This window comes from Bacillus sp. SH5-2 (assembly GCF_008368905.1).
GTDB lineage: Bacteria > Bacillota > Bacilli > Bacillales > Bacillaceae_G > Bacillus_A > Bacillus_A luti.
This window is the reverse complement of record NZ_QOSD01000001.1, coordinates 297727-309474: the sequence shown is the minus strand read 5'-3', so window position 1 is coordinate 309474 and position 11748 is coordinate 297727. Positions and strand designations below refer to the sequence as shown.

General features: G+C 33.8%; 11 protein-coding genes. 8 read left to right on the top strand and 3 right to left on the bottom strand.

Going from position 1 to position 11748, the window contains the following annotated elements:
- Positions 1-52 precede the first annotated feature (52 nt).
- The 3 genes from DN410_RS01655 (at position 53) to cbpA (ending at position 3913) form a co-directional block, all read left to right on the top strand.
- A complete protein-coding gene (locus tag DN410_RS01655) occupies positions 53-2296 on the top strand; it encodes an NEAT domain-containing leucine-rich repeat protein (protein ID WP_149175047.1) in 2244 nt (747 codons plus the stop codon).
- A 237-nt stretch (positions 2297-2533) separates the two neighbouring features.
- Positions 2534-3163, top strand: a complete 630-nt coding sequence (locus DN410_RS01650) for a class II aldolase/adducin family protein (RefSeq protein WP_000895999.1) — start codon at positions 2534-2536, stop codon at positions 3161-3163.
- A 126-nt stretch (positions 3164-3289) separates the two neighbouring features.
- Entirely contained in the window at positions 3290-3913 is a 624-nt protein-coding gene (gene cbpA, locus DN410_RS01645; RefSeq protein WP_149175046.1) for a cyclic di-AMP binding protein CbpA, read from the top strand.
- Positions 3914-3976: 63 nt separating this feature from the next.
- Here the strand turns inward: cbpA and DN410_RS01640 are convergent, their stop codons facing one another.
- Entirely contained in the window at positions 3977-4747 is a 771-nt protein-coding gene (locus DN410_RS01640) for a divergent polysaccharide deacetylase family protein (RefSeq protein ID WP_149175045.1), read from the bottom strand.
- A gap of 480 nt (positions 4748-5227) precedes the next feature.
- Between DN410_RS01640 and DN410_RS01635 the strand changes: the two genes are divergently transcribed.
- Positions 5228-5509, top strand: coding sequence for an aspartyl-phosphate phosphatase Spo0E family protein (locus DN410_RS01635; RefSeq protein ID WP_097903491.1), 282 nt, complete (start codon positions 5228-5230; stop codon positions 5507-5509).
- 29 nt (positions 5510-5538) lie between these two features.
- On the opposite strand, the gene DN410_RS01630 is transcribed toward DN410_RS01635, so the two are convergent.
- Positions 5539-7035 (bottom strand): DUF3149 domain-containing protein, encoded by a 1497-nt coding sequence (locus tag DN410_RS01630; protein ID WP_149175044.1) that lies wholly within the window; start codon positions 7033-7035, stop codon positions 5539-5541.
- 194 nt (positions 7036-7229) lie between these two features.
- Between DN410_RS01630 and DN410_RS01625 the strand changes: the two genes are divergently transcribed.
- The 4 genes from DN410_RS01625 (at position 7230) to DN410_RS28240 (ending at position 10497) form a co-directional block, all read left to right on the top strand.
- Positions 7230-7676 (top strand): MarR family winged helix-turn-helix transcriptional regulator, encoded by a 447-nt coding sequence (locus DN410_RS01625; RefSeq protein ID WP_000203343.1) that lies wholly within the window; start codon positions 7230-7232, stop codon positions 7674-7676.
- Positions 7677-7837: 161 nt separating this feature from the next.
- Entirely contained in the window at positions 7838-9532 is a 1695-nt protein-coding gene (locus tag DN410_RS01620) for a M3 family oligoendopeptidase (RefSeq protein ID WP_149175043.1), read from the top strand.
- Positions 9533-9672: 140 nt separating this feature from the next.
- Positions 9673-10206, top strand: a complete 534-nt coding sequence (locus DN410_RS01615; RefSeq protein ID WP_149175042.1) for a DinB family protein — start codon at positions 9673-9675, stop codon at positions 10204-10206.
- Positions 10207-10380: 174 nt separating this feature from the next.
- A complete protein-coding gene (locus DN410_RS28240) occupies positions 10381-10497 on the top strand; it encodes a DUF6254 family protein (protein ID WP_001085166.1) in 117 nt (38 codons plus the stop codon).
- 9 nt (positions 10498-10506) lie between these two features.
- Here the strand turns inward: DN410_RS28240 and DN410_RS01610 are convergent, their stop codons facing one another.
- A complete protein-coding gene (locus DN410_RS01610; RefSeq protein ID WP_149175041.1) occupies positions 10507-11715 on the bottom strand; it encodes an ATP-binding protein in 1209 nt (402 codons plus the stop codon).
- Positions 11716-11748 lie beyond the last annotated feature (33 nt).

Genomic DNA, 11748 nt, shown 5'->3' with positions numbered 1-11748 from the left:
ATCAATTACTTACAATATATATGATAGGGGATATTATTTTGAAAAAAATTATATGAAGGCTCTAGTAGTAGCCACAACATTGGCAATACCTTTTGCTGCGTATTCTACTCCAGCACTAGCGGCAATAAAAATTGAAGCAAATCAGTTGGTAGCAGCAGCGAGTGATCGCACATACGATACTGAGATTAAAATATATAAGGATCAAACAAATGAACCATCGATAGCTTCTCAATACATAACAAATCCTAAAGTAACGGTTGAAGGCGGAAGAAAAATTGTTACTGTAACCTTACAAGATAGCGACTATTTTCAATATCTTAGAATAGAAGATGGAAATCAGCCGGGTGTATTTCATGATGTAAAAGTTTTGTCAGAAGATAAGAGAAAAAATGGGACAAAAGTAGTTCAATTTGAAATGGGTGAGTTTGAGAAAAAGTATAATATGCAAATGCATATAGTTATTCCGGCTATTGGATATGATCACAAATTTCAAACACAATTTGAAATTAAAGATCCGAATATAGGCAATAAAGAAAACGAAAAACCAGATGGAGATTCTAATTCAGGGAATCAGGGAACAGAGGATCCAGTAGATAATCAAAATATGATAACAGATAAAAAGTTAAGAGAACTTGTTAATAAAAAAGTATTAAATAAAAAAGATGTAGATACACCCATTACGAAAGAAGAGTTATTACAAGTAAAAGAGCTGTTTTTAAACACAAGTGAAATTCAAGATTATAGTGGACTAAAATATATGCCTAATCTAGAGTTTTTAACAGTTGCTAATGCGAAGATAAAAGATCCATCATTCTTTGCTAATTTAAAACAAGTAAAAAAATTAGCATTGCGTAGTAATGAAATTGAAGATGTAACACCTCTTATTAAAATGGATAATCTGGATTATCTAGATTTAAGTAAGAATAAAATTTCGAATGTTGCACCGCTAACTGAAATGAAAAATGTGAAAAGTTTATTTTTAGCGAATAACGAAATTACAGATGTAACACCATTAGCTAAAATGGAACAGCTAGATTACTTGAATGTGGCAAACAATAAAGTTACGAATGTTGCACCATTAGGTCAATTGAAAAACTTGACGAATTTATCATTAGCGGGTAATGAGATTGAAAATATTAAGCCTTTATATACATTACCTTTAAAAGATTTAACTTTAACTCGTAATAAAGTGAAAGATTTGTCGGGCATTGAGCAAATGAAGCAGTTAGAAGAATTGTGGATTGGGAAAAATGAAATAAAAGATGTTACCCCTCTAAGTAAGATGACACAGCTGAAAGTACTGAATTTACCTAATAATGAGTTAAAGGATATTACGCCATTATCAAGTCTAGTAAACTTGCAAAAGCTTGATTTAGAAGCAAACTATATTTCAGACTTAACACCGGCTAGTAATTTGAAAAAGTTAGTATTCTTAAGTTTTGTTGCAAATGAAATCCGTGATGTTCGACCAGTTGTAGAACTAAGTAAAACAGCTTACATTAATGTTCAAAATCAAAAAGTATTTTTAGAGGAAACAGAAGTAAATAAAGAAGTGAAAGTACCTGTATACGAAAAGGATGGTAAAATCTCTACAAAAATTCGTTTGAAGAGCGAAAGTGGTACGTATAGTAATGATGCAGTGAAGTGGAGTACGCCAGGTGAGAAAGTATATGAATTTGGTGTGAAAGACCCATTTGCGGATACAGGCATTTTCTTCACCGGTTCTGTGATTCAAAATGTTGTAAATCAAAAAGTATCTGAAGAAGTAATAGAGTTTAAAGATGTACCAAAGGGCCATTGGTCAGAGAAAGCAATTAATCATTTAGCGAAAGAAAAGATATTTGCAGGTTATGGAAATGGACAATTTGGATTTGGTGATAACATTACTCGCGGTCAAGTAGCAGTTTTAATACAAAAGTACTTGAAGTTGGAGCGAAATGTAGAACAGAAAACGAAGTTCACAGATACGAAAGGAAATATGTATGAAGGGGCTATTGAAGCAGTTGCACAAGCCGGAATTATGACGGGCGATGGCAATGGTAAGTTCCGCCCAGATGGAGTATTAACTCGATATGAAATGTCAGTAGTACTACAAAAAGTATTCCAGTTGAAGGAAAATGGAAATACTGTAGGGAGCTTTAAAGATGTACCAAAGGATCACTGGGCAGAAGGATATGTGAAAGCTTTAGCGGACAATAATATATCAAAAGGTGATGGGAAAGGAAACTTTTTAGGTGATGACTTCGTAAAACGCGAAGAGTATGCACAGTTTTTATATAACGCAATAACGAAATAAAAAATAAGAAAAATACGTTATTCTTTAAATAAGAAGAATAACGTATTTTTTTATGTATGAAATGAAGAGGCTACTAAGTATATGAATGGCCCATTTGCATAGAAGAGCTGTGAAACCATATTGACAAAAAAGCATTCTCATGTGATAATTCAATTAAATTTTTAGAATAATCAAAAAATATTCCTTTTACATAAAAGGATTCGAACCTTATATGAATATTACGCCGGGGGTGACGAAATGTTATTTTTTCTGAAGAAATGGAATGAATTAAAAGATGTGAAGTCTGAATTGGCACTTCGTGATTGGTTTTATGGTACAAAAATTAGTTTATCATTATGTACGTCAAAAGAGCCATTAACATTTTTAGTGAATGTCGAGGGAAGAGATAAAGGGCTATTTTCAGAAGAGGATTTTATTGTCGTAAATTGCATGTGTGAGCCAGTCTTTGAAAATGAAGAGAAACCAGCTGCAGAATCATTTATGCATGCGGATATTTATAAAAAAAGTAGTGCAGAATGCATTTTACAAGTGCAGACTGTAGATAGTCATTTAATATCAGAGTTGTATGGAAAAGAAGGCGAAGTAACATTCGATAAACGTAGTGTGGAACGTGTTTTTGGAAAAGAAGGCATAACAGAAATGACAATTCCAATTGTAGAAGATGAAAAGAAATTCGCTGATTTATTAGAAAGTAATGTTCCGAATTTTATTGAAGGTGGAGGAGTCGTTCTTGTTCATAACTATGGCATGATCGTGTGGGGAAAAACGCCAGAAGAAGCGAAAAAATGGCTAGAGGGTATAGAATATTTAATGAATTATCACGTAAAGTTGTTAATGATTAAAGGTGCGAAAAGTTCTGTTATATAAAAATGTTTGAGATGTTGTTACAAGTCAATAAATAAATGAAAGCGTTTTAAAAATAATTTCACTCATAAAATATAGGTCTCCTTATTATATATAGATTACATGTTGACATGTAAGGAGGAACATATTTTGCGAGTTAAATATCATTTTCTGCCAAAACAGCAAGTAACCTTTTGCAAAATAAACGATTCCGGTGAAGAGGCTTTACGAATTATGAATGAAACGGGATTTCGAGCGATCCCTGTATTAGCAGAAGATGAGAAGAAATTCATGGGGATTATTTATAAAGTAGATCTATTAGAAAAGAAATGTAATAACGGCTTAGAGAAATTAAGTACAGGAGATATGCTGGAAGACTCCTCTGCATTTATTTTTGAGAAGGATTCATTCTTCAGAGCATTTTATGTTATTCGTCGTTTACCGTTTTTATCCGTTTTAAATGACTATAATGAGTTTGTCGGTATTTTAACACATTCCAATGTATTTGATGTTATTGAAGATTCATTCGGTATGCAGACGGGTGGTTATATATTAACAATTGCAACACAAGATTGTAAAGGAACGATTAAAGAACTCGGGACGTTGTTAAAAGCATATAATATCGGTGGACTGTTTACGCTAGATAACGGCGATCAATATATTCGTCGTGTTATTGTAAATATAACAGATGAGTTAAATGAAAAAAGATTAAAGCTATTAATCGAAAAAATAGAGAAAAAAGGTTTTAGGGTGAGTCATGTAGATTATATTTAAGTTAAAAAAGGTACCTATCTGCTACATAAAGATTGGTACCTTTTTTAGTATGAGGAATGAATATTATTTTGAAACAGGAGGTGGAGATAATGCTAAATCAGACAAAAAAATAAAGTCTGCATGTTCGCGAATGTTAGGAATAGAGGTTTCAATAACGCGTGACGTAATTTCACCTGGAGGCCCAACATGTCCGATGGCTACCATTATAGGTTTTTCTTGAATTTTTTTGATGAGTAATTGGGCTTGTTTTGAAATATGTCCGGCTGTATACACATCATCAAAAAATAGTTGGTTTTCAATAATAGGAACTCCTAATTCTTTTCCGATTTTCGGGACGACACTATTAGGGTTCGTTTTGCTATCTAAATAAAATAAACCGTGCTTTTTACAAGCTGCAAGTATAAGTCGTACAATTCTTTCGTCTGCTGTTACTTTTGACCCCATATGATTGTTCATTCCAATTGCATGAGGTACTTCTTGAATCGCTTGTTCGAGTCGATTGTTTATTTCTTCATCACTTAAATCAGTTGTAATTGCTTTTGGTCCAAGCCATTCTTTTTTACCTTTAATAGGTTCCATTGGCATATGTATAATAACTTCGTGTCCCTTTTTATGGGCTGCTATTGCGTCTTCTTTTGTGGAAGGAAGAAAAGGCATAACAGCAACAGTCAGTGGGATGGGAAGTGATAACATTTTATCAGTCCCCTTCATATTATTGCCGAAGTCATCAATGACAATGGCTACTTTATTCGTATGAGCATTTGCTTGAATCGGAAACAAGAAGAACGGTAAGAACATAGTGAAAATGAGCATTGCAATCGTATATTTGCGCATATAAATATTTCCTTTCTATTTTATCCCGCTATTTGCGGGAAGTAAGATTCACACCTCAAATTCGGCTGGAGCAAAGAAGTTAGGTAGGAAAACTGGCCGTAAACGCTCGATTGGTGTGGGCTAATAATCGGCGGGGTGAACACCCCCTCCACTGATTAAAGTTTCATTTTATCAATCACCATTATGTTTTGCTTTTTTATATAAATTAAACAAAAAATGTCGAAGAAAAGTGTGTTAAAAATAGAGAATCCGCTATTTAATTGGTATTTATAAAAAAAGAAGATGAAAAAAATGTCTATTATTGCGAATGTATTTACAAAGATAGAATAATTTGTAATAATTCTCAAAGTGAGGGTAAAGATTTGTAAATTACAGGGAGAAAATGTTAAATTTTCTGATTCTTCAAATTTACATATGATAAAACGGTTAAAAGGTCAATGGAGAAGTGAAGAGCAAGGAAGTATACTAAGGGGGATATGGATGTTTACTGTAAAAAGGAAGTACACATTAGAAAAGCTTTCACGTGATATTCATATGAAACGTGAAGAAATGATTCAATTAGGATTAACAAGCGGGTTAAATAGTATGGAGACGATTCAAGTGAGTCAAGAGTTGGACAAGCTTATTTTACAGTACCAGCGTTATAAAGAAAAACAAACACCGAAATGGTTTTCAATTATAAAGGTACCTATTTTTCAAATCGGGTATGAAGGAAAATCAAGTAATTTTTGGCGAATGCTTGTGGCTGGTTTTATGAAATAAGTATAATTATCCTTTCGAGGTAAGGATAATTATACTATGTGTAACGGAATTTCGATATGAACTGTCGTTCCTTCGTTTTCTATACTGTCTATAAAAATATGCCCATTGTACATCTCTACAATTCGTTTACATATGACAAGTCCAAGACCTGTTCCAGTATCTTTATTAGTAAAGAACGGATGAAAGAGGTGTTTTTGAATATGTTTTGGAATCCCTTTTCCAGTATCTATAATTTGCAATTGTGCGTGTGTCTTATTGTTTGTGACGATAATTGTTAATGTATCACTAGAGCTCATGGCTTCAATTGCATTTTTTGTAATGTTTAAAACCACTTGTTTCATATGGTCTTTTGAGCACCGGATATAAACAGGATGGTCTGGCAAATGTAAATGGAATACAATGTTATGTAGATTCGCCTCAGATTGAATAATCAATGCTACCTCATTTAGAATTGTTCTTACATCATATGTTTGTTCGATGATGGCAGTTGGCTTTCCAAGAATAAGAAATTCGCTTACAATTTCATTAATTCGTTCTATTTCTTGTTCGATTATGGAAAAGTAGAACTGATCCTGTTCATCTTTATATTTCTCCTTTAATAGAGCGACGAGTCCTTTAATTCCAGTAAGAGGATTTCGTATTTCATGTGCTGTACTCGCTGCAAAAGTTCCAACCAATTCAATTTTTTGCAGTTCATTTTGTTGTCTTTCCAGTTTTGTTTGACGTTTTAATAACATATATTGAGCAAGCAAAAATAAAATAGACATTAAAAATAAAGTAGCTACACACTCTATTGAAACTAGCTGATATAAAGTTTTCTTGTGAATAGGTAACGGAGAAACAGAGACCGTCCAATTTAATTTTTGTAGCGGGGTAGTAAGCATATTAGAATGTTTATCATTTGTGTCATTATTATCATCAGTTAGAAAAACCACACCATGCTTATCAGTTACTTCAAAATGGTATTGTGGTTTAATAGCATTTAAAGAAGATGAAATGTAGTCAAAGCGTAAACTAGCTAATAATAAGCCTGAGAACTCTTTTTGTTTATTAAATATTGGAGAGGCAATCATAATAGCTTGATGTCCAAGAACGCGATCTGTAATGACTGATGATACAGTTGTTTTCTTAGTTCGTAAGGCGTCTTGAATATACTGGCGGTCTGAGACGTCAACAGGCATTGATTCGCCTTCGGATGCGATTGTAATCATTCCGTCTGTCGTAGCGTAATATAGACCAGAAAAACGTTCATCATTGCCATCCGTATCATGTACAATCTGTTTAATCCCATTCATGTTTCCGGTTTCGGTCCCTACAATCTTTGCGAGCATCTCTAAGGCTGAGATAGCTTCACCAAGATGATGGTCTAAATAGTCTCTATATAAAAAGAGAACAGTGTGAGCAGATAGTTTGTTTTCCTGTTTCATTTTATACGTATCATACGAATAAAATGTAGCACCAATCCCTATTGTTGGTAGGATAACAAGCAATATATATAAAACTATGCTTTGGAATTTGAATTTCAAATTTGGTACTCCTTCTTTTTTATTATCATTATATATAAACTATGTTAAAATTGTCATGTTTTTATTCAAGAATCATTCGGAGTACATTAGGGGAGAGGAAATGAGTGAGTGAATGCTCATTCGGAAATTACATGAAGTATTAAGCTATTTTTTCTTTTTATTGCTGAGAATTTAAGTGAAGGGTTGAAAGTTGTATGACATCAAATAATGAACGAGAAGATATTTCTCAATCTTTAAAAGTATTTATTGCATTATCTCGTGTACATCGTTCTGTTATGGATACTACAAATAAGTCCATACAAAGTAACGGGTTAAATCCGACTGAATTTGCTGTGTTAGAACTGCTATATCATAAAGGTGGTCAACCACTGCAGCAAATTGGTGAACGTATTTTAATAGCTAGCGGCAGCATTACATATGTTGTAGATAAGCTAGAGAAAAAGGGGTTAGTAAAGAGAATCCCATGCCCGAATGATAGACGTGTTATTTATGCACAATTAACGGAGTCTGGAGAGAGCTTTATTGCTTCTATTTTTCCAGGGCATGAGCAAGTTATACATCAGTCTTTTGAAATGTTAACGAAGGATGAAAAAGATGAATTACTTGATCTACTAAAAAAAATTGGAAAGTATGAAAAATAATAATATATTCCAAAGAAGCTTTGGATAAATAAATCCAAGGCTTTTTTTGTTTACATATCATTATGATAGCAACTGCCGCTTTTTGCTAAAGAATAAAAGGAAATATGTAAGTGGGCATTGAATTATAGTAATGATGCATATAACGGAGAGGAGGCTCGTTCATGTCATTTAAAGACTATGAATATAAACGGCCAAATATTGAGGAATTAAAAGAGAAGTTTACTGTTGCTTTAGAAAAGTTTGATAATACAAAAACGGTTGAAGAACAAAAACAAGTAATCAATTCAATTAATGAAATTCGTAATGATTTTGGTACAATGGGGAACCTTTGTTACATTCGTCATTCTGTTGATACGACAGATGCTTTTTATAAGGAAGAGCAAGATTTCTTTGATGAATACTCTCCGGTTGTACAAGGGTATGGAACAAAGTATTATAAGGCGTTAATCGCTTCTCCATTTCGTGAAGAATTAGAGGCGTATTATGGAAAGCAATTATTTGCTTTAGCAGAATGTGATTTGAAAACATATTCAGATGAAGTCGTGAAAGATTTACAATTAGAGAATAAATTGTCTTCACAATATACGCAGTTATTAGCATCTGCAAAAATTGACTTTGCTGGAGAAGAGAGAACGTTATCGCAACTGATTCCGTTTATGCAAGGGAAAGAAAGAAGCGAACGTAAAGCAGCAAGTGAAGCATACTACGGATTTTTAGCGGAGAATGAGGAAGAACTAGATCGTATTTATGATGAACTTGTTAAAGTGAGAACGAAAATTGCAAAAACTTTAGGTTTCAAAAACTTTGTTGAACTTGGATATGCAAGAATGTACCGTACAGATTATAATGCGGAGATGGTGGCGAATTATCGTCAGCAAGTACTTGATTATATTGTTCCAGTTACAACGGAATTAAGAAAGAGACAAAAAGCGCGTATCGGTGTAGAGAAGTTAGCGTATTACGATGAAAACTTCGAGTTTGCTACAGGTAATCCGACTCCAAAAGGAGATGCAGATTGGATTATTAATCATGGGAAAACGATGTATAAAGAGTTATCGGCTGAAACAGATGAGTTTTTCAATTTCATGTTAGATAATGATTTATTAGATTTAGTTGCGAAAAAAGGAAAAGCTGGCGGTGGATATTGTACATATATTGAAAATTATAAAGCACCATTTATTTTCTCGAACTTTAATGGAACATCTGGTGACATTGACGTATTAACACATGAAGCTGGTCATGCTTTCCAAGTATATGAAAGCCGTAAGTTTGAAATTCCAGAATATAATTGGCCAACGTATGAAGCGTGTGAAATTCACTCTATGAGTATGGAATTTTTCACATGGCCATGGATGAAGCTATTCTTTGAAGAAGATGCAGATAAATATTACTTCTCTCACTTAAGTTCAGCACTTCTGTTTTTACCGTATGGCGTATCTGTTGATGAATACCAACATTATGTGTATGAAAATCCAGAAGCATCACCAGAGGAGCGTAAGACAGCATGGCGTAATATAGAGAAGAAGTATTTGCCACATCGTGACTACGAAGATAATGATTATTTAGAGCGCGGTGGTTTCTGGCAACGTCAAGGACATATTTATAGCTCGCCGTTCTACTATATCGATTACACGTTAGCGCAAATTTGTGCACTGCAATTTTGGAAACGTGCAAGAGATAATAGACAAGAGGCATGGGAAGATTATGTGAATCTGTGTCAACAAGGTGGAAGTAAATCATTCTTAGAATTAGTAGAAGTTGCAAATTTAACATCGCCATTTGCTGAAGGCTGTGTGAAAAGTGTAATTACTGAAATTGAAGCATGGTTACACGCGATTGACGACACAAAATTGTAAAAAACATGCGCTTTTTTTCACATGTTTAACATCGACATAATGGGAAAATAATGAGATAATAAAAGAAAATTCAGAATTATTAAAAGAGGTGTTTCGAATATAGGGCACCTCTTTTCACTAACAAAAAGGGGGAAAGAAGTATGCTCCACTCTAATATGGATGTGAGTTTAGAAAGTTTGGTGAACTCATTACACTCTACCCGAAGCACGTTATTATCAGAAATTGAAATGTTAAATGATACCGAAGTGAATGTAAAGCCACGCCGTGATAAATGGAGTATCATTCAGATTTTACATCACTTGCATTTGGTTGAACAATCTGTCACATCTGCCCTTGTATATGCTTTACAAAAAAAAGAAAGAAAACTGGCTCCATTTAAAGACCTCCAACTTACGCTTGATCGCACACATAAACGAGAAGCTCCTCAGCAAATGAAACCAACAGAAACTTTAATGAAAAAACAACAAGGAATTCAATTACTAGAACATTCACGACAAGAATTATTACATGCGCTTCATAGTGTTATAGATGAAAAAGAATTATTTGAAAATGGATTAAAGCATCCTATTTTTAATGATTTAAATTTGTATCAGTGGGTTCAATTTCTTGACTTGCACGAACAACGACACCTTACGCAGTTAAAAGAGGCGAAACATTCAATACTACAACGATAAGACGAGAGAGACGGGGAATCTGCCCGTTTCTTTTTTTGTGTAGTATAAACATCATTTCAAAAGCTGAGGGCTGTATGATAAAGACTCCAAAGTGGGATAGAAAAAACTATGCATAGTTTCCTATCTCACTTTGGAATAATACTTCGTGAAAGAGACAGAAGGAGTGAACAAAGTATGGCGAAGAAGAAGCGAGAAGAAGAGCGTGCTTGGAAAGCTCGTAAAGAGAATCAAAAACCACATGGAAAAGTGAAAGCTTTTGCTGAATTAGTGGAAGGAACAGAAAAAACGTGATGAATTTCATCACGTTTTTTTTATGATCGGGAAAGTTAACAAGAAGGTTGTGCCTGTCCCTTTTTCGCTTATAATATCAATTTTCCCATCCATTGCTTGGATGACACTAAAGACAACCATCATTCCGAGTCCAGTCCCTTTTTCTTTCGTTGAGTAGAAAGGTGATCCGAGTCGTTTTACTTGTTCTTGATCCATACCAACTCCTGTGTCTTTTATAAACAATTGTATATGTTTATGGTCTGGAACTAATGTAAGAATAAGGTCACCGCCGTTAGGCATTGCCTCAATGCAGTTTTTAAAAATATTTAATAAGCATTGGTTCAGTTTTTGCTTTTCACCAGCTATAAAAAAAGATGTACTTTGTTTTATGTAGTGTATACGAACATTTGTTAAATTTGCGAGAGGTGTAATTAAAGATAACGCATGAAGTAATTCTTCCTCTACTTGTAATTGTTGTTCTTTTTCAATACTTGGTTTTGCAAAAGTTAAGTAGTCTGTAAGAACATGATTTGCTTGTTCGATACCATTAATGGCTATGTCGATATATAATTCCCGTTCCTTTTCAGAGCATGTATCTGACTGTAAAAGTTGCAAAAACCCTTTCGTTGAAGTTAAAGGATTACGAATTTCATGAGAGATAGAAGCTGCCATTTCACCGATTAAATGAAATTTTTCAGCATTCATAAGTTCATTTTGAAGACGAACTTGCGTTTGTAATATGTGAAGTAAATATAAAATAAGGATTGTTCCAATCATTGTACATATTTCGTACACGATAATATGCGGTATATAATCAGCCTTATTTGTAACTTCTGCAAGGAAAAATGGTATCCAGCCAAATCCGAATATGAGACTGTAAAAGATAGCGAGTGCTATTTTTATACGGTTAGAACTTCGGTTAAACAGTTTGTATGTTAAGAGTAAAACAATAAATAGGAGCACCGAAGCGATAAGGGATGGGAAAACACCTACTCCTCCTAATAAAAAGCGGTATATGTTTAATACAGTTAAAATGGAAGCACCAGCAATGGGCCCGCCTGTTAATGTGCCGACAATTAATACGATATGACGCATATCAAATTGAAATCCATAATCTGTTTTCGCAGCAAATGTGATACATAGTATGGTAGCGAGGCAACACAATACAATAAATAGAGCTGAATTTAATTTAGGAGATCGTTTGCCTTTTTGATTCCAAAATAAGTGATAGATAAGCATCGTAACGAGAATGGATAATATATTTAAAAAGAG